Here is a 24,923-nt window from a genome sequence, read left to right on the forward strand (position 1 = left end):
CCACGCAGCGTCCGGTGCACTATTTGGTGGCACCCAGTTGACCACCGACCTCTGATCCATACTTGGCAGCCTGTTTCGACGAAGGCCGACCTGAGAAGGGCCTCGTGATGTCGAAGGACTTCCCACGAACGGGGCGCTTTGACAGAGCCGCTGACCTGGTCAGGCATGAAGCTGTTGCTCACAAGGGACTTGGCTTCAGCTTGCTTGAGATGGCGATATCGGCCTATCCTGCAGGCGAGCCGGGCCTGTAGTTTTCACATTTTACTTGCAACGTGGAAGCTGAGCCTCCATATTGACCCTTGTCATGGGTCGCCACACGAAGTCGGGAAACCGATAACGTGCAAAAGGGCGGCCCTTTTTGTTTTTAGATGGCCCTTCCACCCTACGCCAAACCTCATGCAGACGCAGCGGAGCGGGTCAATCACCTGCGGGCCAGAGGTCTCTTGATCTCACGGTCGAACGTTGCGGCCCGGAAGATCGAACTCATCGGGTATGAGCGGCTTCGAATCTACTTCCTGAGCCGACGCGATCACACGCAACCAGGTAAGCCGTTCATCCAGGGGACCCGCTACCAAGACATCCTGCGTATATATGAGTGCGACGAGAAGTTGCGCGCAGCCTGTTTCGCGGCTGTTGGGCAGTTCGAGATATTGCTGCGCAATCGGGTTTCCGAAGAGCTTAGCAGTCGTTTCGGGAGCCACCCGTATTTCACATCGGCGGCCTTCCGAAGCAAGGAGTTGCAACTAGAAGCCCTTCAGAAGCTGGGATCGGTTTACACAACCTCCAAGGACCAGCGCGCGAAACACTACAAGATGACATACTCCGCTCCCCCGCTGCCGGCGATCTGGACCCTGAAGGAATTCCTGACCTTCGGCGCCACCTCCAGGTTGCTCAAGGCACTCGATGGTCCTGTCGTGACTGCGGTTGCGGCCGACTTCGGGCTCCCGTCAGACAGGCTGTTGGAGAACTGGGTAGAGGCGCTCGTCGACCTTCGGAATATCTGCGCGCACCATGATCGGCTGTTCAACCGAATCTTCCAGAAGCAGCCATCGCGGCTTCGAAACGCCAACGTGCCGACGGCAGCCGTTCCGAACAACCGGCTGAGGGCAGTCCTGCAATGTCTGGACCACATGATGACGTCGCGTGGCGCGGTGGTGAGTGCGGAAGCCGAAGTAGGTCGGATCCTGGGGCGGTATCCAGAGATCACACTTGCCGAGGCAGGATATTAAATCTGGAACTAGAGATGGTCTAACGGATGGGCCGCCTCTGGTATGCGTTCGGCTCATGGCCGCCGGTCGGCCCTCCAGGCTCTGCCAAACGGCATTGCCGAGGGCTGCCATTCAACCTGTGATGCGGCGACGACAAAGCTAGCCAGCAACAGTCTCAACGCCAAAGGCCTGTCTGAAGCCGATCTTGCCTGCAGGCGTGATCTCCAACGCCCGTGTGCCTGTGCGGCGTCGGACCCAAGCCTGATCCAGCGCATGGTTGCAGATTGCAGCCCCTAGAGCGCCTGCCAGATGCGGGCGGCGCTCGCTCCAGTCCAGACACGGGCGACAGACCGGGCGGCTTCCGCGCGGGTCGCTCCCGTGATGCAGGATACCGAGCGCCTGCATCTGCGCCCGACCGATTGGGGTCAGCGCGGCAGCATCGCCGTCGATTTCAACCGCGCCGCTGGCACGCAGGGCATCGGCGATGCTGACCCCAAGCGCCCCGGCGAGATGGTCATAGCAGGTTCGCGCCTGTCGCAGGGCCGCGTCCTTGGGGCCGACACGGGGGAGGGGGCGGGTTACCGTAATGCCCCCCGCAATCTGCATGACGCTTTCGATCATCCGCGCGACCTCGGCACTGGCAAGGCGGTGATAGCGGTGGCGCCCCTGTTTTTCTGCCATGATCAACCCGACCGAGGCCAGCCGGGCCAAATGGCCGCTGGCGGTTTGCGGTGTGATCGCGGCAACCTCGGCCAGCTCGGTGGCCGTCAGGGCGCGCCCGTCCATCAGGGCCGCCAGCATGGCGGCACGCGCAGGCTCGCCCACGGCGGCGGCAACCTCGGCAATGCGATTTGATGTGGCCATGGGTCTCCTCCGTTTGGGGATAGTCTAGCTCAGAGCGACGCTGAATGCTTCGGGTTTCGCCGAAGCATCTCGAACCCGGTTTCGTCCATATCAGGCGCGACATCATCAAGAGCTCCGCCCATGACCCTATCTTCATCTGCTGCCCGTCCATTCTTTGGCTGGCATGTCGTCGCAGCCACCTTTCTGCTCGCCGTCTTTGGTTGGGGCGTGGGGTTCTATGGCCCGCCGGTGTTTCTTCACGCGGTTGTCGCGCGGACCGGCTGGCCGGTGGCGATGGTCTCGGTGGCAGTAACCTTGCATTTCCTGTTCGGGGCCTGGGTGGTGGCCAATCTGCCCCGGCTTTACCGGCGCTTTGGGGTGCCGGTTGTGACGGTGACCGGAGCGGCGTTGCTGGCCATCGGCATACTCGGTTGGGCGCTGGCGGCACAGCACTGGCAGCTGTTCCTGGCGGCACTGGCGAGCGGAGCGGGTTGGGTCGCGATGGGGGCTGCGGCGGTGAATGCCCTGATCGCGCCATGGTTCAGCCAGCGCCGCCCTGCAGCCCTTGGCATGGCTTATAACGGGGCAAGCCTTGGCGGTGTGATCTTCTCGCCGCTCTGGATCGCGCTGATCAAAGGCATTGGCTTTGTCCCTGCAACGCTGGTTATCGGCGGGGTCATGGTAGTGGCGGTGGCGGCGCTGTCAGTGCTGGTGTTTCGACACACGCCGGAAAGTCTGGGGCAAAACCCAGATGGGGCGCAGCGCCCCCGTCCACAGGCTGTTCAGGCCGAGTCCCCGGTGCGCAGGTCCTTCCTGCGCGACCGCAAGTTCCTGACCCTCGCGGTCGGCATGATGCTTGGGCTTTTCGCCCAGATCGGGCTGCTGGCGCATCTGTTTTCGTTGCTGGTTCCCGTGCTGGGCGAGGGGCTGACAGGCTTTGCGATGGGCGGTGCCACCGTCGCCGCGATATGTGGGCGGGCCCTGGTCGGCTGGATGATGCCGGCGAGCGCCGACCGACGTTTTGTCGCAAGTGCCAGCTACGGTGTGCAGGTGATCGGTTCGCTGCTGTTCATTCTGGCTGCGAGCGATGCCAGTCTGTGGCTGATCCTCGGCATCGCGTTGTTCGGGCTGGGAATCGGCAATGCCACATCCTTGCCGCCTCTCATCGCGCAACAGGAGTTTTCTCCGGCAGAGGTTTCCCGTGTGGTGCCGCTGATCGTCGCCATTGGTCAGGCAGGCTATGCCTTTGCGCCGGCCGCGTTCGGATTGCTGCGCACCGGTGGAGGCGCAGATGCATCCGGATCCGCGCCGTTGTTTCTTTGCGCAGCAGCAATTCAACTGGCCGCGATCGGGAGCTTGCTTCTGGGGCGAGGGCAAAGGCCGGGATGCCTGGACCACGCGTGAGGCACGCAATCAACGCAACGCGAGACTCGGCCCTAAGCTGCCAGTCGGGATCGCTTTATGCTACGAGGTAGCGTCTCCTGAAGCTGTCGCTCAAGACACAGGACGGCAAAGGGGCAAAGCGAGAGTGCTATGCTTGTCCCGGTCAGGACCGGCGACACTCGGCAGCATCCTCCGGCAGCCTGTCAGGCCACCAGCGCCACGGCATCCTGTCCGGCGGGATAGCGCAGCCGGTCTGTTCCATCGGTGGCGGCCAGAAAGACCGCCTCAGCCACGTCGCTTTCCTTGGTAGTCAGCGCCGGGCTGGCAAAGGCGGCAAAGATCGGGGCGGCGAAATCGGCATAGGCCGGGGGGATCATGTCCTCGATGGCGAAGTCGATATTCTGCGCGAACCGCGTGGTCGGCGCATAGCCCGGCTCAACCAGCCTGGCCCTGATGCCGAACGCCGCCAGTTCATGTGCCAGCGACCCGGTGAAGCCCTCGATTGCCTGCTTGCTGGCGGTATAGGCGGCCGCCAGCGGCATGGGCGCCAGCGTGACGCTGGAGGTCACGTTGACGATCACGCCCGCGCGCCGCGCCCGCATCTGCGGGATCACCGCCTGCACCATCGCCATAGTGCCAAAGGTGTTGGTGTCGAACATCTTGCGGATGTAATCCATCGGCGCGGCCTCGAAGGTCCCGACAAGGCCGATCCCCGCGTTGTTCACGAGCACTTCGATAGGACCGGCGGCGAGAATGGCGGCGGCAATGCTGGCCGGGTCAGTGACGTCCAGCGGCAGAATGCGCACTCCCTGGGGCAAGATCCCCTCGCGCGGGGTCCGCATGGTGGCGATGACGTTCCAGCCTTGCGCATGGAAATGGCGGGCGGTTTCCAGACCGTAGCCCGATGAGGCGCCGGTGATGAGGACAGTGTTCATGGTGATCTCCTGTGTTGACAGGACGGATGTAAGGCGCATCATCAGGATGATCATCAATCAGAAGTCCTAATTGAATTTGCACAAGTCCTGAATGTCCGATCCACTTGCTCAGGTCATAGAACTTCTACGCCCGCAGGCGGTGTTCTCGAAAGGGATCACCGCGGCCGGGCCATGGGCGGTGGAATATACCGAATTCGGCCGCCCTGCCTTTGCTGCCATGACCCAGGGAAGCTGCAGGCTGACCGTCGATGGCGAAGAGCCGGTGATCGTCGAGGCAGGCGATTTTGTGCTGCTGCCTGCGACGCCACGCTTTGGCATGTCCAGCCTGACCCCCGGGCCGCTGCGGCGGATCGATGCCTGGACCGATCCGCCGCGCCACGAGGTTCGTCACGGGCGACAGGACGGACCGCCCGAGGTGCGACAATTCGGCGGCTGGTTCACCTTTGCCGCACCGGATGCGGCGCTGCTGGTGACGCTCTTGCCCCGGATGATCCACCTGCGCGGCGTGCCACGTCTGACGCAGCTGGTGCATATGCTGGGCGAAGAGGCCGCGCGCGACGAGGCAGGCCGCGAGTTGATCCTGACGCGACTGGTCGAGATCCTGCTGATCGAGGCGCTGCGGGCAACCCCGGCCCGGACCGCTGCCCCCGGCCTGCTGCGTGGCCTGTCCGATCCGCGCATCGCGGGCACCCTACGGAGCCTGCATGGCGACATCACCCGCGCCTGGACGATCCCCGACCTGGCGAGCGCGGCCGGGATGTCGCGCTCAGCCTTCTTCGCGCGATTCACCCGCATGGTCGGCACCCGACCCATGGAATACCTGACCATTTGGCGCATGGCCGTGGCCCGCGACCTTCTGGGTCGCGGCAGCCTTGCGCTGGAAGAGGTAGCGGCCCGCGTCGGCTATGGCTCTGCCAGCACCTTCAGCACCGCCTTCAGCCGCCATACCGGCCAGCCGCCGGGACGGTTTGCAAAAGCGGCACTGGCAGGGGAATGAGAGAGCCCCGGCCCTTAGCGGACGTTTAGCGCCCGCGAGCGCTGTAAGGCAGCGTTGCCGAAAGCGGCCGCTCGATGGCAGGCGCAGCATTTTCAGGAGAACTGCCAGACGAACGGGAACTCATTTCGGAGTGCCCTAATATCTGCGTCGCAGACAGCAAACGGTCCGCGCAAATTGGGGAAAGCAGCTGCACGGGTCGACTTCTAGTTTTGCGGGTTTGGAAATTTCGCTACATCGGAAAATAGTTCTGGGTCGACACGGGTGCCGAGGCGAGTCTCGGTAGACTTCCCAACCTAAGAAACCGCATCATTGCAGGTCACCGCATCCCACCGGATCAACCACGTCCCGACTTGACATGTAGCCCCAGCTTCTGTCCTTCATAGCGCTATGGGGACCCGCGAGTTCCCCATGAGGCGTCAGCCAGAACTCGCGTTCCATTCCTGTTTCCGTGAACCTTAGGAGGGAACGCAGATGCCTGCGCCTGACGCGATGACTTGTGAGAAATTGGCGAAACTGATCGGCACATCGAAGGCACCGATCGTGCTGGATGCGCGCCGGGATGCGGTTCGCCAGATTGATTCACGCCAAATAGCAGCTTCACGAACCATTGCCGAAGCGGACATGTGTGGCGACGGGCTGGCACGGCTGGCTCAGGAGCTCCGGGAGTATCATCCTGCGAAGTCCGTTCTGGTCACCTGTGCCGAAGGTCATGGCCGTAGTCAGGGGGTGGCAGCATGGCTGCGAACCCAGGACATCACCGCCGAGTATCTGGACGGCGGGTTCAATGCCTGGGCGGCCGCGGGGTTGCCGATGTTCGATCCAGCCAAACTTCACGGGCGCGACGGGGCAGGGCGGACCCTCTGGGTCACCCGGTCGCGTCCGAAGATCGACCGGATCGCCTGTCCCTGGCTGATCCGGCGTTTCATCGATCCCGGGGCGGTGTTCCTCTATGTCGCGCCCGCCGAGGTGCAATCGGTCGCCGATCTGCTGGGTGCTGCCGCCTATGACATCGACGGCGTGTTCTGGAGCCATCGCGGCGAGGGCTGCACCTTCGACACGCTGCTTGCGGAATTCGGCCTCTCGATCCCGGCCCTGGATCGTCTGGCCACCGTCATCCGCGGCGCCGACACCGCGCGACCCGATCTGGCGCCGGAATGTGCGGGGCTGCTCGCGGCTTCGCTGGGCCTGTCGAGGATTTATGCCGACGATCTGGAACAGTTGGAGGCGGGCATGGGGCTCTATGACGCCTTCTACCGCTGGTGCCGGGATGCGACCGGGGAGACGCACAATTGGCAGAGCCACGGAAGGGTCGGCAAATGAGGGCCGATCAGGGTTTCCCCACGCTGCGCGAGTCGACTTTGGTCTGGGCGCGGATCGCCCTTCTGTCCTTTGGCGGCCCCGCCGGGCAGATCGCCGTCATGCATCGCATTCTCGTCGAGGAACGAAAATGGCTGGGCGACGGCCGTTTTCTACACGCGCTGAACTTCTGCATGCTACTGCCCGGTCCCGAGGCGCAGCAACTGGCCACCTATATCGGCTGGCTGATGCACGGAGTGCGCGGCGCGCTGATCGCAGGCGGGCTGTTCATCCTGCCGGGCCTGCTGGCCATCATGGGGCTCAGCTGGATCTACGCGATTTGGGGCGAGGTGGGCTTTGTCGCCGCGCTGTTCTTCGGGTTGAAGGCGGCGGTGCTGGCCATCGTGCTTCAGGCGGTGGTGCGTGTTGGGAAACGAGCCCTGAAGAACAACGTAATGCGTGGCATCGCAGTGGTTTCCTTTGTGGCGATCTTTGCCTTCGGGGCGCCGTTTCCGTTGCTGGTGGGTCTGGCCGCGCTGGTTGGTTGGGCCGGGGCGAGGTTGGGACTGCCGGCCTTCGCGAGCAAGGGCGGGCATGGTCAGCTGGGGCACAGCCATATCGAAGACGCCGAAACGCTGCTGGGTGAAGAGGCTGTGTTGCCGAACTCGGCGCGACGGGATGCTTTCAGAGCCGGTTTCGCAGCCCTCGGCCTCTGGCTGGCACCTGTCGCGGCGCTACTTCTGTTCGCGCCGGAGAGCGTGTTCACAGATATCGCCACCTATTTTTCGAAGCTTGCCGTGCTGACCTTTGGCGGCGCCTATGCGGTTCTGGCATGGGTCGCGCAGGAAGCAGTAGGAACCTATGGCTGGCTGAAACCCGGCGAGATGCTGGACGGGCTCGGCATGGCGGAAACGACCCCCGGACCACTGATCATGGTGCTGCAATTCGTAGGATTTATGGGCGCCATGCGGGAGGCGGGCTGGGCTGCGTCGCTGCTGGCAGGCAGCCTGGGAGGCCTACTTGCGACCTGGGTGACCTTCGCTCCTTGTTTCGCCTGGATCCTTCTCGGAGCGCCGTTCATGGAGAAGCTCCGACAGAACCAAGCCCTATCCACAGCCTTGTCCGCCATAACTGCGGCTGTCGTTGGCGTCATCCTCAATCTGGCAATCTGGTTCGCGATCCATGTCATATGGCGTGAGGTGGCCCGGGTAGATCTGAGACCACTTTCGCTTGAGCTTCCCGTTTTGGGTTCGATCGACTGGATGGCTGCCGGTCTGTCCATCGTATGTCTTGGAGCGGTGTTCTGCCTGAATGTCAGCATGGTCAAGGTGTTGGCCGGGGCGGCTCTTGCCGGGCTGGCGTTTCACCTGGTCGGAATGGCCTGAGTTGGTCAGATCAGGCCAATAGTAATCCAGGACAAGACGAGATACCGGCCGCCTTTTGCGAGAGTCACAATCAGTGCGAACCGCCAGAACGGTTCGCGCAGGACACCCGCCGCAAGGGTCAAGGGGTCACCGATCACCGGCACCCAGGAGGCCAGCAAACTCCAGTGCCCCCAGCGACCATACCAATTCCCGGCACGGTCCAGCTGTCGCTGCGAGACAGGGAACCAGCGGCGATCCGAAAAGCGGATCAGGAACCTGCCAAGCGACCAGTTGATCATCGATCCAAGGACATTTCCGGCGGTTGCGACCACCAGCAAGACCCAGAGAGGATGGATGTCGGCAATTATGAGGGCAACCAGCACGGCTTCCGACTGCGCCGGAAGCAGCGTCGCGGCGATCAGTGCCGCGGCGAAGAGGCCGAGAAGCTCAAACATGGATCATATCTGTCGATAGAATACGGCCGCAGCCTCCGCCTGCTCCATGCAGGCGGATGTTGGCGAGCTATAGGATCGCGACAGGGCTGGAAGGTTTTCATCCGGATGTGTTTCAGGCATAAGGCGGAGTTAACCCCCTTGGGGGGATAGGGCAAGTCAGGCTTGACGGAGGCCAGGAATGATCAGATCGCCTTTGGCTCTGCGGGTGGTGGTGGCAGTTATGCTGCTGGCACTGAGCCTTGGGCCATTCGTCAATGCCCTCACCCATGGGCCCGGCGTGATTGTCGCGGAAGCCGAGCATCTCGCCTGGCACGCCGAGCGCAATGGGGATGGCACCGAGGGTAATCACCATCATCATGACGCCTCCGATCATGATCACGTCACCCCCGCCATAATGCTGGGTGAAAGCAGCATATCGATCCCGGCAGAAGACCGGATAGAGACGCAGGAACGAAACCTCGGCATCAGCGTCACCAGCGAAGCTCTGAGACGGCCGCCACGACCGGTCTGAAGATTGCGCTAAATCCGCTCGCCCCTGGTGGTCGAGCGCAACCTTCGCTTCTTCAAAGGATATACCTATGACCGATCTGGCCCGGGTGCGTTCGCGCATCTGGATTTTCCTTGCCGCGCTGATGCTTGCCATGACGGCAAGCGTCGCCATGGCCCACAACGTGACCGAAGGCGACGCCGGCTATGTGCAGGAGGTATCGGGCTTCCTGCCTATCCCGTTCATCTACCTCGGTGCCAAGCACATGGTGACGGGATACGACCATATCCTGTTTCTGTTCGGGGTGGTCTTCTTCCTCTACCGCTCGCGGGACATCGGACTTTATGTCAGCCTTTTCGCCATCGGACATTCCGTGACGATGCTGACGGGTGTCTGGTTCGGCATCAAGATCAACCCCTACATCATCGATGCGATCATCGGCTTCTCGGTCGTCTACAAGGCGATGGACAATCTCGGAGCTTTCAAGCGGTGGTTCGGGTTTCAGCCCGACACGCGCGCGGCGACACTGATCTTCGGATTGCTGCATGGCTTTGGCCTCGCCACCAAAATCCTGGATTACGACATCGCTCCGAACGGGCTGCTCGGGAACCTGATCGCCTTCAAGATCGGGGTCGAACTCGGACAGTTGCTCGCGCTCTCTTTGATCCTGATCGCCATGGGGTTCTGGCGCCGCTCCCCGCGGTTCTGGGGCCAGGCCTATACCGCGAATGTCGTCATGATGTCCGCGGGCTTCCTCCTCGTCTTCTACCAGCTCACCGGGCTGGTGCTTTCCTGATCTGATAGGTGAAATCATGCACAACGCTCAAAAACCCACTCTCGACGACCTGCCAAGCGCACGCCAACTCTGGCGCTCGACGGCAATTGCAGCCGCTGCGGCAGCCGCCATTCTGGTAACCGTTGTCTGGCCATCCGAATATGCAATCGACCCGACCGGCATCGGAGGTGTGCTTGGTCTGACCGAGATGGGTGAGATAAAGGCGCAACTCGCCGAAGAGGCCGAAGCGGACAGGCTGATGATGGAGGGATCATCCGAACCGCAATCATCGGTTCAGCCGGGCATTCTTGATGCGATCTTCGGTGTGATTGTCGGAACGGCCCACGCGCAGGAAGCCCCTGCAGCGACACCGGCCTGGAGAGAAGAGATCACCTTTACCCTGACACCTGGTCAGGGCATCGAGATCAAGCTGGTCATGTCCGAAGGGGCCATTGCTCCCTTTGAATGGGTCGTCGAAGGCGGCGCAGTCAATTTCGACCTTCATGGCGATGGGTCCGGAAACAATATCAGCTACGAGAAAGGTCGCGCAGTTGCCGAAGATTCCGGTGAACTGACGGCAGCTTTCACCGGAAACCATGGCTGGTTCTGGCGCAATCGAGGTGATGCTTCGGTGAGCGTAACCCTCAGGGTTGGCGGAGATTACAGCGAAATCAAACGGTTCGACTGACCGCGGTGAAGCAGAGGTTGGACTTGCCAGCCTGAGGCACAGCGGCCCTCCGCTGTGCTTCTCTGACAATCACCACAAGTCCTATTCGGATATCAATTCCATGTCAGCCTGAGCAAAAAACCGCACGCCACGGTGGGTGAGCGATGGACGCCGCCTATCCCCCAGGGTAGGATGCGACTGCAGACCGACAGATGAATCGGCCAGGATAATATGGGCATTCGGCATAAAGTGGTGAGCAAAAGCGGCAACGGCTGGCTGCGGGGATATGCCCCGTGGCTTGCGTTTTCGCTTTGCCTGGCACTTGTTCTGTCGCTTTGCTCTCAGGCCTACAGCCACGGCCCCGGTGCATTCATCGAAGCGCAACGTTATGTCGCGGAGGTCGAATCTCACGGCCACTCCCACGGCACCGCAGGTCACAACGCAGCCGACCATGATCACCAGAATGCAGAGATCGCCGTAGCGGAAAACCCGCAGCCTTCTGAGCGCTACTCTCCACCAGCCACGGCCCCAATGGCCGACAGGCTCCCCGATGGAATTGCCGGAGACGGCCTTCGCAGACCTCCGCGATCTGACCTTGTCTGAGCCGGGCCGTCAGGCCTGACAGATCAACGTCTTCTATCGGAAAAACACATGAACTTCATGCGAACTGCCCGCATTCCGCGGTCGCAGGCGCACAGGCTGATGGCAGGTCTTCTGCTGTTCAGTCTGTGCCTGCTGGTGGCCGAGGCCGCCTTTGCCCATGCCGTCACCTTGGGTGACCAGGGCTATATCCAGGAAATCACCGGGGTGAATATCATCCCCTTCATCTACCTTGGCGCCAAGCACATGGTGACCGGATACGACCATCTGCTGTTCCTGTTCGGGGTCATCTTCTTCCTCTATGGAATGAAGGAGATCGGGATTTATGTGACCCTGTTTGCTGTCGGTCACTCGACCACGATGCTGATCGGGGTCTATTTCAACTTCGGGATCAACAGCTACATCATCGACGCCATCATCGGCTTCTCGGTGGTCTACAAGGCGCTGGACAACCTCGGCGCCTTCAAGATCTGGTTCGGGGTTCAACCGAACACCAAGATCGCCACAATCACCTTCGGCTTCCTGCACGGCTTTGGTCTGGCGTCGAAGATCCTCGATTACAACATCGCGCCTGATGGGCTGGTGCCGAACCTTCTCGCCTTCAATGTCGGGGTGGAGATCGGCCAGCTGCTCGCCCTTGCGATGATTCTGGTGCTGATGAACCGCTGGCGGGCTACGCCCGGCTTCGCGCGTCAGGCCTATGTCACCAATGTCGTCATGATGGGGATGGGCTTCTACCTGATGGGCTTCCAGCTCATCGGCCTGGCCTACTCCTGAAGCAGGGAAACATTGAACCATGCAAAAACCCTTTGAAATTCATAAGGCTCCACCCATGCCCGGTCACGCCCAACCCGCCCCACTTCGCGCAGAGCAGCGCTTTACCCGGACCGACAATGCCGGCCATATCCGCGGCGTCGAGGCCAGCCCGCAGGGGCTGCTTCGCTCGACCGTGAAAGCGGGCGGTATCGCAGCAGTCCTGCTCGTCGTGTTTTATCTGCCTTCGGAGTATGGCACGGACCTGACCGGACTGGGTGGGGTGCTCGGCCTCACCGAGATGGGCGAGATCAAGCAGCAGCTCTATGCCGAAGATGCGGCGGACGCCGCCGCCCTCGCAAATACCATGGTCATTCCGGCCGAGTTGACGGGTCGTCTTGACCGGATGGACCGTCAGATCGCCGCCATTGCCGCGGTGGTCGGAGCCGATGCCCTTGCCGCTCCGGCAGCAGCCCCCCGCAGCGGCACCTGTCGTTCCGGCCCCTGCACCTGTGGAAATTGCTCCACCGGTTGCTGAACAAGTGGCTCCTCCGGCTCCTGCGCCTGCCACACCAGTTGCAACTGAGTGGCGCGATGAGGCCAGCTTTCGGCTCGCACCCGGAGAAGGGATAGAGGTCAAGCTGGTGATGCAGGAAGGCCAGACCGCGCGGTTCGAATGGACCGCAAACGGTGCTGTCGTCAATTATGACACCCATGGTGACGGCGGCGGAAACAGCATCAGCTATGAACAGGGGCGCGGTGTTCCCGATCAGGCTGGAGAACTGACGGCAGCCTTTACCGGCAACCACGGCTGGTTCTGGCGGAACCGTACCGCCGAGCCCCTGACGCTCACCGTCCGAACCGGCGGCGACTATACCGAAATGAAGCGCCCCTGATCTTGACAGAATGGGCGGCGCGGATCACTTCGCGCCGCCCATCTTTATCGCCGGACTGCAAAGATCCGCGAGGTCGGATCGTTTGGATCATGGCATCGTGGCCGCGCACAACCGGGCCGGCCAGAGGCTGTTGCACGCATCCCCTATCCCCGGATAGGTTTGACGGATGGCACACTCACACCCCCACATCACCCACCCCGACATCATCAAGCGCCTGAAGCGAGCCGAGGGGCACCTTCGGCACGTCATCTCTATGCTGCAGGAGGGAAAGCCCTGTCTTGATACGGCGCAGCAGTTGCTCGCCGTCGAGCGCAGTATTGTCGCGGCAAAGCGGCAGATGATCCACGATCACATGGACCATTGCCTCGGCATGGCGGATGACGAATCCGGTCCGCATGCTCTTGAAGAGATCAAAGGGCTGGCCAAACTGCTCTGATGTATCCCCCCAGGGGGGATTGATGTGTTTTGGCTTCACGTGTATCCCCTATGGGGGGATGCAGTGCCGTCCCGACTCACGCGACGGATCGCATCATGACACCCTTCGACGACCTTATCGCCCAGGGCGCTGGCCGCGCCTGGTTCTTCATCCCCAGTGCCATCCTGCTCGGTGCTCTGCATGGTCTGGAGCCGGGCCATTCGAAGACCATGATGGCCGCTTTCATTGTGGCGATCCGTGGAACCGTGAAACAGGCGGTTCTGCTCGGTCTTGCCGCGACGATCTCGCATACGCTGGTTGTCTGGGCGATCGCGCTAGGCGGGATGTGGCTTTATCAGGGCCTCGATGCGGAAGCGGTGGAGCCCTACTTCCAGCTGCTTTCGGCCGCCATCATCATCGGTCTGGCGCTGTGGATGATCGCGCGCACCTATGCCGACCGCCGCAGGGCAGTGCTGGCCGGAAATGATCACGGGCATGACCACGGCCTGGGCGACCAGGAGGCCGCGCATGGAACCGGCGGTCATCATCACCATGACGAGACCCGGATCGTTGATACCGGCCACGGTAAGGTCGAAGTCTCGATATTCGAAGAGGGCCAGCCCCCGCATTGGCGTTTCCGCACCCTGACCGGTCAGTTCTGGGCCGCGCAGGAGATCACGCTGGAAACCGAACGCCCCGATGGCAGCCGCCAGACCTTCCGCTTCGCGCCGAAGGACGGCACCTTGGAATCGACCGAGGCGATCCCGGAACCGCATGAGTTCATGGCCCGTCTTACCCTGTCCCATGGCAACCATGGCCATGATTACGACCTGTCCTTTGTCGAGGGAGAGGGCCATGACGCCCTTCATCGTCAGGAAAAGGGGCTGGAGCTGGCAACGGACGGCTATCAGGACGCGCATGAGCTGGCCCATGCCAATGACATCCGCCGCCGGTTCAAGGGGCAGGAGGTGACCAACTGGCAGATCGCGCTCTTTGGCATCACGGGAGGCCTGCTGCCCTGTCCGGCGGCAATCACCGTGCTGCTGATCTGCCTGCAGCTGAAGGAAATCACCCTTGGGGCCGTGCTGGTGCTGTGCTTCTCGATTGGCCTTGCGATTACGCTGGTCACTGTCGGGGCGGTGGCGGCCATCGGGGCGCGCAAGGCGCGCGGTCGGTATCCCTGGTTGTCGGTTGTTGCGGCCAAGGCACCCTATCTGTCCGGTGCGCTGATCATCCTTGTCGGGATCTATGTCGGCTGGCACGGCGCCGCAGCACTGCTGGCATGAGACTTTGTCCGGAGGCCGTGTCCGCGAAGTCGCCGCCCCTCCAGTATCTGTTCAGAAGAGATCGAAATGCTGTCTGTTCTCAAAAATCGAACCTATCGCCATCTCTTTGCGGCCCAGGTTATTGCCCTTGTCGGAACAGGCCTGATGACGGTGGCCCTTGGGCTTCTGGCCTATGATCTGGCCGGGGCGAATGCCGGTGCCGTTCTCGGGACCGCACTGGCAATCAAGATGATCGCCTATGTCGGGGTCGCGCCGGTTGCGCAGGCCTTCGCTGACCGGTTGCCACGGCGCACAGTGCTGGTCTCGCTTGATCTGGTGCGGGCGGCAGTTGCGTTGTTTTTGCCTTTCGTCTCGGAAATCTGGCAGATCTATCTGCTGATCTTTGTTTTGCAGGCCGCCTCGGCCGCCTTCACGCCGATGTTCCAGGCAACGATTCCGGATATTCTGCCGGACGAAGAAGAGTATACCCGCGCGCTCTCGCTCTCCCGGCTCGCCTATGATCTTGAAAACCTGCTCTCACCGATGTTGGCAGCGGCCCTCTTGACGGTCATCACCTTCAGCAACCTGTTCGCTGGAACGGTGATGGGCTTCCTGATCTCCGCTGCGCTGGTTGTCAGCGTGACACTGCCCGCGACCATCCCCGGACCGCGGCGTGGCATCTGGGATCGCACCACCCGCGGTCTGCGCATCTATCTCGCCACCCCACGGCTCAGAGGTCTCATCGCCATCTGCCTCGCGGTATCGGCTGCGGGAGCGATGGTGATCGTGAATACGGTGGTTCTGGTGAAATCGGGCTTTGGGCTTGGGGAGGCCGAAGTCGCATGGGCACTGGCAGCCTTCGGTGGCGGATCGATGATAGCGGCCTTCGCTATGCCAAAGTTGCTGGAACGCATCGGCGACCGGCCAGCAATGATTGGCGGGGCTGCGGTCCTGGTGCTGGGAACGGCGGCGGGTTCACTGGTCACCAGCTATGAGGCGTTGCTGCCGCTCTGGCTGGTGATCGGGTTTGGCTATAGCGTGGCGCAGACGCCATCGGGACGGCTGCTTCGTCGGTCGGGCCAGCCCGAAGATCGTCCCGCGCTCTTCGCCGCACAATTCGCGCTTTCGCACGCCTGCTGGCTGCTCTGCTATCCGCTGGCAGGCCGCTTTGGCGCCGGCTTCGGGCTCGGAACTACGTTCGTGGTGATGTCGGTGATCGGACTCACCGGTGTCATTCTGGCACTCCGCCTATGGCCCGCTCATGACCCTGCGGATGTGGCACACGACCACCCGGATCTGGATCCGGATCATCCGCACCTTCGCGACCATTCAACTGGGTCTGAGCATCGCCATCAGATGATGCTTGATGATTTGCACAGAAACTGGCCGCGATAGTCACAAGAAATTAGGTAGGCTTCAGATGGTTGCCGATCGGCTCAGATGGGAAACGTGAGGTCGGCCCTTAGCGGCCGGTCGGCATCGACCAATGCTGCGTGGCCGCATTCTCGAAAGCTGCCCTTCGAGGAGTAACGCAGCAAAACACGCGGGGTGTGGTGCCAGCGGGTCTGAACGGCGGGCGCGGACAGGCTCTTCAGCCGCGCAATCTCATCACGCGGCAACTGGTTGGCTAGATTTAGTCGTGCCGATACGGTCATGAAGTCCCTCTGGGTCACACTGCGGGCAACGTGTCGGATCGCGACGGAGCTGGGCTTGCGCGAGATGGCGAGGAGGGGGTGAGCTTGGGGGATTGTGTGAAGACTATTGGACACAGCCACAGCTGAATAGTGATTTTAGTTGTGCGGCACATCGGTGCCATTTACCATTGGTTCAGGCTTCGGAGGGCGGCATGGGCATCGACTTAGAACCGGCCAACTACAGCGAATTTCAGGAGATGCTCTACGATATTTCGCTCACGAAGCATGGCCGATATCGATCAAACTATGTTTTCCGCGGTGTGGGCGACAAGGGCTGGGGGCTCGAAACCAGCCTGCAGAGAATGGGGAACCATGCTGCGGCAATCGAACGGCCCCTGCTCCGCAATTTCCTAAAGTACGCTGGCCCTGGCGAAGTCGCATCGGACGCGCTCCTCTACCAACTTGCACTCGCTCAGCATCATGGTCTGCCCACTCGGGTTCTCGACTGGACGACATCTCCCAGGGTAGCGTCACATTTTGCATTATCTAACGAGAATCACTTCGACGTGGACGGCGCTATCTGGTGCATCGATGTGGCCAATGCGCGACGAGTGCTTCCTTCAACGCTCGGTACTATCCTTACGGACGAGGATGCATTCGTTTTCTCGGTCGAAATGTTAGATCGTTACAAATCATTGAGCGATTTCGATGCAATAGATCCCAAAAGAGAATTTGTTCTCTTTTTTGAACCACCATCTCTTGATGGGCGCATCGTCAACCAAGGAGCGGTCTTATCGATGATGCCTGGCCCGGACTTTGATCTGAAAACATACATCCTCCGGCCCGAGAACAGAGATCTGGTGAAGCGCATCATCATACCCGCAAAAATTAAGTGGGAGCTACGAGATAAGCTGGACCAAGACAACGTGAGCGAGAGAATGCTTTTCCCCGGTTTAGATGGAACGGCAAGGTTTCTAACACGCTACTATAGTGCGGGCCCAAACCGGGTGGCCGGCAAGGTTGTCCCTGTCGATCCTATGACTTGATTGTTGGTGGATCGCTACAGACGACGAGGTAGCTCGATAAATTCCAACCATAGTTCGTTAAAATATTTGCGAACGTTGGGGCAAGGAAAGGAATGTAAGCGCATTGCGCGGAGGGCACGCCACTAGGATATTATAGAGTATGAACTTTATGTTCAAATTCTGATTAAGTACGGAGGATTACTTGACGCCGCAAACAATCGCTCGGCTATTGGCATCGATGAATGCGGGTCGCCTGTTGGTGGTCTGCGGTGCCGGCCTTTCTATGGCTCCCCCCAGCAGTCTCCCATCCGCGCGAGCCGTAGCGGAGCGTTGCTTCGACAAGTACCGACTTGAGTCTGACCCCAATTGCGACGCGGGACTCCGCGAGAACTTAGAGGCGCTGGCGGAGCATTTCGCTGGCCTCAACGCACTGCAATCTGTCTTCATCGAGCACCTCGTCCCGTGGTCGTCTTTTGTTCGGCCTTCGAACACGGGGCATGCCGCCATCGCAGATTTTCTCATCACACGTGCCGCCGTAGCCGGCATATCGAGCAACTACGACACGCTGATTGAGCGACGCGCTTGGGACTATGGTGCCGACTTTCGTGGTTCGCTCGATGGGGACGAAGCCACTGCCGACACCGTGCGACAGGCACCGTTGCTGAAGTTTCATGGCTGCGCTCACCGAGATCGTCCCTCCACGGTCTGGGCTCCGTCACAACTCGGCGATCCGACGATTTCAGCACGTATCGCTCGTAGCAAGGTTTGGATGGCCGCCAACATCCGACAAAAGGATGTACTCGTCGTCGGTTTCTGGTCGGATTGGGAATACCTCAACGCGGTGATCGGTGAGGCTCTGATCGATGTTCAGCCACTGTCGGTCACCGTGATCGACCTGTCGCCGACAAACGCCCTTGAGCAAAAGGCGCCGCAGCTCTGGCAGATCTCCCACGCTCAGAACGTGACATTCGAACACGTACAGGAGTCCGGCGCTGCAGCGCTCGACGAGTTGCGACGGGCGTTTTCATCCAATTATCTTCGCCAGGTGCTGGATGCCGGACGGGCCGCCTTTGAGCAGGCCACCGGCGTTCAATGTGACCCTGCTTGGCTCGAAGTCGCGGCTTTCGATAGCGAGGCTTTGTACGGGCTTAGGCGGGATGCCGAAGGCGTCTCAGCGGCGGAGCCTGCGACGCTCCTGCGTCCTGCGAATCCGGAGGCGCTTGGCTTCTTCCACTTGTTGTTGCGTCAGGCTGGCGCAGTGCAAATCGCGGACGGCTACGACTTCAATGGCCGGAGCATCCGCGTCGTCAATGGAGCGCAAACTGTGCTGGGCACGCTGCGCGGGCGGTTTGTCGAGCCGCCGGCAGCAATGGAAGCCGACATCGTCGTCGCCGTCGGCGCCACGGATCTGGGCGTGCCCGACAATGTCATTCGTAGCGGACGGGCGGGCGATCTCATCCGCCCAGATGCGGGTGGCGAATGGTACGATCTCGTTGGAGCAAGAACTGCGTTGGGCATATGATGGACATCTACATCCAATCTGAAATCCTTCTTCGCGATGCCCAGTATGACACTTGGACATGGACCGGGCCGTCAGGGCCGGTGACATGCTTTGAGAACGCCGCGCTCATGGGTTTTGTGCATGTCTTCGACACGGCAGATGCGCTCCTTGGTTCGTGGGAAGAACGGCAGAAGCTCGCGCTGTCTCGACACGCGACATTCCTGCGCAGCGCTGGTGCCAAGGCGTGGAACGTCTATTCCCTCTTCCTCACCGAGGCTTCAGATGCGCGCAGGAGCCGTGAGATTGAACGCATAGAGGAAGACTTTTCGCTGACCCGAAAGATAGCGCGAGCCTCGATCAGGACGGCCGATGACATCGAGATGGCTTTGCTGCCGCTGCTATCCATTCGATCAAAGCCACTGCTCGGCGCCGCCAACTTCGAAACGAGACTGCGCACCAGGCTCAAAGAGATCTCCCCCGATGGCGTTACAGCCTTCCTCAATGAAGCCGCACCAGCAGACGTTGCTCGCATCTTGGGAGCGAAATCATGAGGTTGGACTTCGTCGAAATATGTGGTTTCCGCGGATTCAGGGATGTCGCCCGGATAACCTTTGGTCGCGGCTTCACGGTCATCACTGGCCGTAACGGCGTGGGCAAGAGCACGGTATGTGATGCTGTAGAGTTCGCCATCACGGGCTCCATTGACAAATATTCTGTTGAGAAGGCCGCCAAGGAAAGCCTGAGCGATTACTTGTGGTGGCGCGGCGAAGGTGTGCCCGAAGCGCACTACGTCATCGCGTCTTTCGTCGATGACGGCGGCAAGCCATTCACGATCACGCGGACGCGGGAAACCGGGTGCGATCATTCTCCGGAAGACATCGAAGCTGCGTTGTGTGGCGGGCCGGTGCCTGATGACGCACTCAAGCAACTCACTCGCACGTCAATCATCCGCGACGAGTGGATCGCTGCACTTAGTTTGGACCTTACCGAAACAGAGCGTTTCGACCTCGTCCGTGCGGCGCTTGGTGCGATGGAAGGCTCCGAAGCCGGTAGCAGGGCAAAGGAAGTTGTCGCCGCTGCCGAAGCCAATCACGCTAAGGATGAAGCGGCCTATGAGACGGCTCGCGCGCGGCTGGCTGATCGGCTCACACAGCAGTCAGAGCTACAGACTGCTCTGACCCGATCTGGCGACGTTTCCTCGGCTCTGCAAGTTGTCGCGGCGGCAGTGCCCAGTGCGCCGCCCGAGCTGACCGCACAACTATCTGCCGCGCGGGCTATTCTCGCGAACGCGCGTGCCAGGTTGGGGCGCATGAGCGAGGCCGTCCAACTCGGTCGGGATATGGCAGCCGCACAGGACGTCTATAACAATCCTAATGCTGTCGCCGCCCGCGCAGCGGCGACCGGCGCGCATGATGCAGCGCAGCGAGAGCATGAATCGGCACAAAAAGCCGTTTTGGGCGCCGAGCAACGCCTCGCACGTGAAGAAGAAATGGATGCGGTCGCGGCCTCGCTCGCACTTCTGGTCGAGCACGGCGAGAGCTTGGGTTTGCATGACGATCACTGTCCGCTTTGTGCGGCTCATCGCACTTCCGAGGAATTTGCGGCCGGTCTCGCGATAGCACGCAAGAGGGTCGCGTCGCTCTCGTCGGGCATTCAGGCCGCCCGCGATGATCTCGCGAGCGCAAAGGCAAATGCACGCGAGCTGGGCCTCACGCTGCAAAAGACCGCCACCACGGTTCAGGCCCATGCAGACGATCTGCGAAGGCTGCGGGCGCAGGAAGCCGCGCATGTCGAGTTCTACGACCATTGGCACCTTGATCACGCCTATATCCAAGACCCCGAGGGCCTTGAACTGGCCGTGGAGTCTGAACGAGACCGGCTGATTGACCTTGAGCGAGCGCTGCTCGTGCTGGAGGCGTCGCAGGCAGTTTCCCGGATGTCATCGGTCGAAAGCAATATCGCGGTACTTCGTGATGAAATTGAGAAACTGGCGCGGGCGGTTGGCCAGTCGCAGAGTGCCGTAACGGCGGCCCGGGAAATCGAGCGGTCAGTCAGGCGTGTGAGCGCAGAGATCATTGATGAGCGGCTTGCTCAGATAAGCCCCTTGCTCAACGAACTGTATCAGCGCCTGCGTCCTCACGCCGACTGGCGCACGATCGACTATAGCATTCGCGGTGATGTTCGCCGGTTTCTAAGCTTGAAGGTGGGCGACGGCCTGAATCCGCAGTTTGTCTTCAGCAGTGGCCAGCGCCGCGCGGCAGGTCTAGCGTTTCTGCTGTCTGTCCACTTGGCTCGCGCGTGGACGCCGCTGCGTTCGCTTCTGCTGGACGACCCAGTTCAACACATCGATGACTTCAGAGCGCTTCACCTCGTCGAGGTGCTTGCGGCCCTGCGTTCCGATGGGCGTCAGATCATTTGTGCCGTCGAGGATCCCGCTCTTGCCGATCTTCTGAGCCGGCGCTTGATCAGCACTGCCACGCAAGGCGGCCGCCGTGTGGATATCGAGCTCGGACCGTTGGGGGCGACGGGCGTCGTCTTGGAGCGGGAAATCTACCCGATGCCGGTCGGTGTTCTGCGGGGCGTGAATTCTGCATGAATGCTAGGACCGAGTTGAACGGGCGTCGGGCACATGGTCCCTGGAGCGATTTGGCGCTCCACACAATAGGGTGGCGCGCATTCCAAGATCTCTGCTCGCAGGTTTGCGAAGTCGTGCTCGGCCGGCCAGTCGAGATTTTTCGAGAAGCCAATGATGGCGGACAGGATGCAGTGTTCCTAATCCCCTCCGAGCCCACGGCGCAGCCGATCGGCACGGTCCAATGCAAACATACGTCGGATGCCAGCAAGGCGCTGAAAGTTTCGGATCTGACCGCTGAGCTGGACAACGTCGAGGAACTGGTCAAGACTGGTCAGGCCGACACATATATCTTCATGACCAACATGAGTGTGGATGCGCCAGTGGCGGTCGCCGCACGTGCCAAGCTGCGGACGCTCGGCGTGCGCAAAGCGCATATTTTTGGCCGGCAGCATATCGTTCGGGTTATCAGGGGCAGCGCGCGTCTCCGTGCGTTGGTTCCACAGGTGTATGGCTTGGGGGATCTCACGGCGATCATCGATGAACGCCTCAGTGAACAGTCCCGTGCGCTACTGGATAGCTGGATTCCAAAACTACGCACCTATGTCCCGACCAAAGCCCATCGCGACGCTGTGCAAGCGATCTCGGAACATGGCGTGGTGCTGCTGCTTGGAAATCCATCGAGCGGAAAGTCGGCAATAGGCGCTATCGTTTCAACGATCGCCTCGGAAAATGCTGACAATACCGTCCTTGCTCTGACCAGCCCGCGTGACTTCGAAGCCGGATGGAATCCCAACGATCCTGGCCGCTTCTTCTGGATAGACGACGCGTTCGGCTCGAACGTCCTGCGGGATGATTATGTACAGGACTGGGCATCCGCCTTTTCAAAGCTCCGAGCGGCCGTCGCGCACGGAAACCGCTTTCTTCTCACCTCTCGCAAGCACATCTACGAAGCGGCGCGGCGGCGGTTAGGACAGCGAAACCTTCCGCAGTTTGCCGACGAAAGCGCGGTGGTCGATGTCGGGGAACTGACGATCGATGAGAAGACGCAAATTCTTTATAATCACGTGAACTTCGGCACCCAGACCCAGAGTTGGCGGTCGAGCGTGAAGCCTCATCTCGAGGCGGTCGCCGCCGTGCCCGGGTTCCTTCCGGGCATCGCCGAACGTCTGGGTGATCCAAACTTCACGAAGAGCTTGGCGCCCCGCGAAAACGCGCTCGTCCAGTTCATGAAGGAACCGCGCGAACATCTCGTCGACACCGTCAACGCGTTGGGCGACCACCTCCAGGCTGCTCTCATCCTCGTCTATGTGCATCAAGCGGGCTTTGACCCGAACGATCATGATCCATCAGCCGCGCAAGCCGTCGCCGAGCTGACGGGCTTCACCCTTTCGCGCATCCAAGATTGCTTCGCCGAACTGAAGGGTTCGTTTCTGAAGCACTCCGGGAGGAAATGGACATTCGCTCATCCGACAATCTCCGACGCCTTGACGGAGATACTGAGACAAAAGCCACACATGATGTCCGCCCTTATCCGCGGAGCGACCATCGACACGATCCTCAGCAGTTTCACCTGTGAAAGCTCATCTCTCATTCGCGACGCACTGGTGATCCCCACCAGCCTTGACGACGCCCTTGTCGGCCGGCTCGGACGCACACCCAACGAGTTGCAGCGAAATTGGATGCTCTTCCTCTTCCTCGCCTACAGGGCCAGCGACGCGGTCTTCAGCAAAGCCATAAGTGCTTCGCCGGAACTACTGCGCCGTTCATGCTGGCACACGGAACCGCTAGGAAATGATCCCCGTGTAGCCACCTATGCCCGTGCGCATCGGCTTAATTTGCTTCCGGAGGACCTCCGTTTGGAGGCAGCTGACGAGCTTGAATCTGCGGCACTCAAGAATTTCGACGTATCGTTCTTCGTTGAGGAGGACAAGCTCGCCCTCATTCCACCACTTCGGCTGGTCAGCTTGGGCGTTGGGTTACGAACTGCGGTGCTGCCATCGCTCGAAGAGCGCATAGATGAGATTACGGCTGATGCCGACCTCGACGAGGAGCCGGAAAGCCACTTTGAGAAGCTGCTCGGCGTGCTGGATCATGTCGAGACGATCGGCGTCGATGACGCCGCCGCCTCACTTATCGACTACGCGCGTGAGCAGGTGAAACGGTCGATCAAGGCGATCGAGGAGCGCAAGCGCGAACGCGACGAAGAGGCTGAAGACAGCACAGACTGGACCCATATCGTCTCGCAGAATAAGGACGAGGCGTCGGCCAGCACGCCACCTCAGCCTGCACTTGCCACCAAACGCTCGGTGTTCGATGATGTCGACAAATGAGCCTGTCAACGTCGACGCCGTTAGCATGGGTAAACTCCGGTTTGCCCGCATGCCGAATTGCTCAATCGCTTCCACGGTGGGGTGGTCGATGCGTCGGAGTTCCCCTCCAGTAATAAGCGTGGAGGGTAGTGATGAATCAAATCCGCGACTATGTGGTGGCCGATGTGGTAGATTGTATAGCCTCGTGGGGCTGTATCATGGCCGACGCTAGCTGGGGCCGAATCTCTCGGGAATTTTGCAGTCAATGTTATGTTGGAACCAGGAAAAACTATCCGTAATGCGAACCTCCCAATAGTTTGTGGCGTTGCGAGGATATCAACTCTGAAGGCCAGAGCCCCCTATTGTAGATATAATTTCGATTTATACGAATCGGGCGCAGATTTAAGGGAGAAACCATGACGGACTTTTTTGCCGAAACAGTTGAGTTGAACCTGCCAGAGCATCTTACGTTTGAGGGGCGGATCAAAGGTGCATCAATTTCACATCTGAAGCGCGTTTCTGAAATAGTTTCAGCAAGAATTATACCGTTCTCATACAAAAAAATTTGTGCATTCAAAGCTGTTACATCCTCTGGTGAGGTGATCGCTTTTGTCGATAAGCCGACCAGCTCTAGCCTCGAATGCGACGCAGTTATCTTGGTCAAAGATGCCTCTTCGGTTGCAAAAATATTGGCTTCTCTAAGCGCAAAGAGCGCGAGCTGGCTTTACCCAAAAACAAGGCGCGCACTCGCTCTTTCGCGCAGCGAATGCATATCGCTTGGTGACCTTACATTGCAGTCTTGGAAAGGAATGCTGACACTGCGAGCCGAAGAGGTTGAGAACGCACAAGTCATCGTTAGAGGCCTTCGTCCGCCTCAAATCGGTGCTGTCTATGCGACTCAAGCCCACTGGAGCGTTACGAACTCACCCGCCACGGTTGTCATGCCTACGGGCACAGGGAAAACAGAAACAATGCTTGCGTTAGCGGTTGGGACCCCCATCCGACGGCTTCTCGTGGTTGTCCCAAACAGCAATTTACGGCTTCAGATTTCTCGTAAGTTTGAAACCCTAGGAGTGCTGAAGGCCGCAACTTGCTTGGATAAAACTGCGCAGTATCCAGTGGTTGCGAAGCTTTTTAGCGTTCCCAAAACCATTGAGGAGGTCGACGAAATTTTCCTCCGTTCGAATGTTGTAGTTTCCACGCTTCAAATTCTTGGTCAAGCTAAACCCGAAGTTCAGGCTCGCATGGCAGAGCATGTCGATGCCCTTTTTGTGGATGAAGCGCATCATATACCGGCTAGGACGTGGTCGACTGCCCGTGCTCAGTTTAAACGCAAGCGCATTCTACAATTCACTGCAACACCCTTCCGAAACGATGGCCGGCGGGTCGATGGGCGGTTCATTTACGTCTATCTGAACCGCACCGGGTTTGCCGGAGGCTCCAACTCCTGAGTAGGATGGAGCATCATGAGCAAGACGACGAACAAGTTTTCCGCTGAGGTTCGCGAGCGCGCTGTGCGCTTGGTTCTCGACAATGAAGG

The 24,923-nt window shown here is 60.3% G+C and carries 24 protein-coding genes; 20 read left to right on the forward strand and 4 right to left on the reverse strand.

All coding sequences use genetic code 11. The features are described from left to right. Nucleotides 1-443: 443 nt before the first annotated feature. Nucleotides 444-1,229 carry an Abi family protein gene (locus tag HOY34_RS07930; protein WP_216654681.1) on the forward strand — a complete coding sequence of 262 codons (786 nt, stop codon included), beginning with the start codon at nucleotides 444-446 and terminating at the stop codon, nucleotides 1,227-1,229. A gap of 138 nt (nucleotides 1,230-1,367) precedes the next feature. Here the strand turns inward: HOY34_RS07930 and HOY34_RS07935 are convergent, their stop codons facing one another. Further along, nucleotides 1,368-2,072: an ArsR/SmtB family transcription factor gene (locus tag HOY34_RS07935; protein ID WP_172361582.1), complete on the reverse strand. Its 705-nt coding sequence runs from the start codon at nucleotides 2,070-2,072 to the stop codon at nucleotides 1,368-1,370. A 120-nt stretch (nucleotides 2,073-2,192) separates the two neighbouring features. Here HOY34_RS07935 and HOY34_RS07940 point away from each other — a divergent pair, with 120 nt between their 5' ends. Next, nucleotides 2,193-3,455 (forward strand): MFS transporter, encoded by a 1,263-nt coding sequence (locus tag HOY34_RS07940; RefSeq protein WP_172361584.1) that lies wholly within the window; start codon nucleotides 2,193-2,195, stop codon nucleotides 3,453-3,455. 182 nt (nucleotides 3,456-3,637) lie between these two features. Here HOY34_RS07940 and HOY34_RS07945 read toward each other — a convergent pair whose 3' ends face one another. After that, nucleotides 3,638-4,369 (reverse strand): SDR family oxidoreductase, encoded by a 732-nt coding sequence (locus tag HOY34_RS07945; RefSeq protein ID WP_172361586.1) that lies wholly within the window; start codon nucleotides 4,367-4,369, stop codon nucleotides 3,638-3,640. A gap of 91 nt (nucleotides 4,370-4,460) precedes the next feature. On the opposite strand from HOY34_RS07945, the gene HOY34_RS07950 reads away from it, so the two are divergent. The 3 genes from HOY34_RS07950 (at nucleotide 4,461) to chrA (ending at nucleotide 8,047) form a co-directional block, all read left to right on the forward strand. After that, complete coding sequence (locus HOY34_RS07950; protein ID WP_172361588.1) at nucleotides 4,461-5,366, forward strand: AraC family transcriptional regulator; 906 nt, start codon at nucleotides 4,461-4,463, stop codon at nucleotides 5,364-5,366. Nucleotides 5,367-5,837: 471 nt separating this feature from the next. Next, the gene (locus HOY34_RS07955) at nucleotides 5,838-6,686 is read left to right on the forward strand and encodes a chromate resistance protein ChrB domain-containing protein (protein ID WP_172361590.1); all 849 of its coding nucleotides are present in this window, start codon (nucleotides 5,838-5,840) and stop codon (nucleotides 6,684-6,686) included. Further along, entirely contained in the window at nucleotides 6,683-8,047 is a 1,365-nt protein-coding gene (gene chrA / locus HOY34_RS07960) for a chromate efflux transporter (protein WP_172361592.1), read from the forward strand. The genes HOY34_RS07955 and chrA overlap by 4 nt, the downstream gene beginning before the upstream one ends. A gap of 5 nt (nucleotides 8,048-8,052) precedes the next feature. Here chrA and HOY34_RS07965 read toward each other — a convergent pair whose 3' ends face one another. After that, on the reverse strand, nucleotides 8,053-8,481 hold the full coding sequence (locus HOY34_RS07965) for a YqaA family protein (protein ID WP_172361594.1): 429 nt from the start codon (nucleotides 8,479-8,481) through the stop codon (nucleotides 8,053-8,055). A gap of 178 nt (nucleotides 8,482-8,659) precedes the next feature. On the opposite strand from HOY34_RS07965, the gene HOY34_RS07970 reads away from it, so the two are divergent. The 9 genes from HOY34_RS07970 to HOY34_RS08005 all read left to right on the forward strand — a co-directional run bounded on the left by HOY34_RS07970 (nucleotide 8,660) and on the right by HOY34_RS08005 (nucleotide 15,734). Next, a complete protein-coding gene (locus tag HOY34_RS07970) occupies nucleotides 8,660-8,992 on the forward strand; it encodes a hypothetical protein (protein ID WP_172361596.1) in 333 nt (110 codons plus the stop codon). A 67-nt stretch (nucleotides 8,993-9,059) separates the two neighbouring features. Further along, nucleotides 9,060-9,764, forward strand: coding sequence for a HupE/UreJ family protein (locus HOY34_RS07975; protein ID WP_172361598.1), 705 nt, complete (start codon nucleotides 9,060-9,062; stop codon nucleotides 9,762-9,764). A 16-nt stretch (nucleotides 9,765-9,780) separates the two neighbouring features. After that, nucleotides 9,781-10,431 (forward strand): transmembrane anchor protein, encoded by a 651-nt coding sequence (locus HOY34_RS07980; RefSeq protein WP_172361600.1) that lies wholly within the window; start codon nucleotides 9,781-9,783, stop codon nucleotides 10,429-10,431. A gap of 681 nt (nucleotides 10,432-11,112) precedes the next feature. Next, nucleotides 11,113-11,787: a HupE/UreJ family protein gene (locus tag HOY34_RS07985; RefSeq protein ID WP_253944317.1), complete on the forward strand. Its 675-nt coding sequence runs from the start codon at nucleotides 11,113-11,115 to the stop codon at nucleotides 11,785-11,787. A 19-nt stretch (nucleotides 11,788-11,806) separates the two neighbouring features. Further along, nucleotides 11,807-12,301, forward strand: a complete 495-nt coding sequence (locus HOY34_RS21810; protein WP_216654682.1) for a hypothetical protein — start codon at nucleotides 11,807-11,809, stop codon at nucleotides 12,299-12,301. Between the two features lie 4 nt (nucleotides 12,302-12,305). Then, nucleotides 12,306-12,659, forward strand: coding sequence for a hypothetical protein (locus HOY34_RS21815; protein WP_216654683.1), 354 nt, complete (start codon nucleotides 12,306-12,308; stop codon nucleotides 12,657-12,659). A gap of 253 nt (nucleotides 12,660-12,912) precedes the next feature. Beyond that, the gene (locus HOY34_RS07995) at nucleotides 12,913-13,095 is read left to right on the forward strand and encodes a metal-sensing transcriptional repressor (RefSeq protein WP_436645121.1); all 183 of its coding nucleotides are present in this window, start codon (nucleotides 12,913-12,915) and stop codon (nucleotides 13,093-13,095) included. A gap of 95 nt (nucleotides 13,096-13,190) precedes the next feature. Continuing rightward, nucleotides 13,191-14,360, forward strand: a complete 1,170-nt coding sequence (locus tag HOY34_RS08000; protein WP_172361607.1) for a nickel/cobalt efflux transporter — start codon at nucleotides 13,191-13,193, stop codon at nucleotides 14,358-14,360. 66 nt (nucleotides 14,361-14,426) lie between these two features. Beyond that, nucleotides 14,427-15,734, forward strand: a complete 1,308-nt coding sequence (locus HOY34_RS08005) for an MFS transporter (RefSeq protein ID WP_172361609.1) — start codon at nucleotides 14,427-14,429, stop codon at nucleotides 15,732-15,734. 41 nt (nucleotides 15,735-15,775) lie between these two features. Here the strand turns inward: HOY34_RS08005 and HOY34_RS08010 are convergent, their stop codons facing one another. Continuing rightward, nucleotides 15,776-15,994 (reverse strand): hypothetical protein, encoded by a 219-nt coding sequence (locus HOY34_RS08010; protein WP_172361611.1) that lies wholly within the window; start codon nucleotides 15,992-15,994, stop codon nucleotides 15,776-15,778. Between the two features lie 191 nt (nucleotides 15,995-16,185). Here HOY34_RS08010 and HOY34_RS08015 point away from each other — a divergent pair, with 191 nt between their 5' ends. The 6 genes from HOY34_RS08015 to HOY34_RS08040 all read left to right on the forward strand — a co-directional run bounded on the left by HOY34_RS08015 (nucleotide 16,186) and on the right by HOY34_RS08040 (nucleotide 24,834). Beyond that, a complete protein-coding gene (locus tag HOY34_RS08015) occupies nucleotides 16,186-17,019 on the forward strand; it encodes an FRG domain-containing protein (protein ID WP_172361613.1) in 834 nt (277 codons plus the stop codon). Between the two features lie 181 nt (nucleotides 17,020-17,200). Then, complete coding sequence (locus HOY34_RS08020; RefSeq protein ID WP_216654684.1) at nucleotides 17,201-18,520, forward strand: SIR2 family protein; 1,320 nt, start codon at nucleotides 17,201-17,203, stop codon at nucleotides 18,518-18,520. Continuing rightward, the gene (locus tag HOY34_RS08025) at nucleotides 18,520-19,050 is read left to right on the forward strand and encodes a hypothetical protein (RefSeq protein ID WP_172361662.1); all 531 of its coding nucleotides are present in this window, start codon (nucleotides 18,520-18,522) and stop codon (nucleotides 19,048-19,050) included. Before HOY34_RS08020 ends, HOY34_RS08025 begins: the two co-directional genes overlap by 1 nt. Then, nucleotides 19,047-21,095, forward strand: a complete 2,049-nt coding sequence (locus HOY34_RS08030) for an ATP-binding protein (protein ID WP_172361615.1) — start codon at nucleotides 19,047-19,049, stop codon at nucleotides 21,093-21,095. Before HOY34_RS08025 ends, HOY34_RS08030 begins: the two co-directional genes overlap by 4 nt. Continuing rightward, nucleotides 21,092-23,404 carry an nSTAND3 domain-containing NTPase gene (locus tag HOY34_RS08035; RefSeq protein WP_436645118.1) on the forward strand — a complete coding sequence of 771 codons (2,313 nt, stop codon included), beginning with the start codon at nucleotides 21,092-21,094 and terminating at the stop codon, nucleotides 23,402-23,404. Before HOY34_RS08030 ends, HOY34_RS08035 begins: the two co-directional genes overlap by 4 nt. A 395-nt stretch (nucleotides 23,405-23,799) precedes the next feature. After that, complete coding sequence (locus HOY34_RS08040) at nucleotides 23,800-24,834, forward strand: DEAD/DEAH box helicase family protein (protein ID WP_172361617.1); 1,035 nt, start codon at nucleotides 23,800-23,802, stop codon at nucleotides 24,832-24,834. The last annotated feature ends 89 nt before the right edge of the window (nucleotides 24,835-24,923 follow it).

This window comes from Pseudogemmobacter hezensis (genome assembly GCF_013155295.1).
Classification (GTDB): Bacteria; Pseudomonadota; Alphaproteobacteria; order Rhodobacterales; family Rhodobacteraceae; genus Pseudogemmobacter; species Pseudogemmobacter hezensis.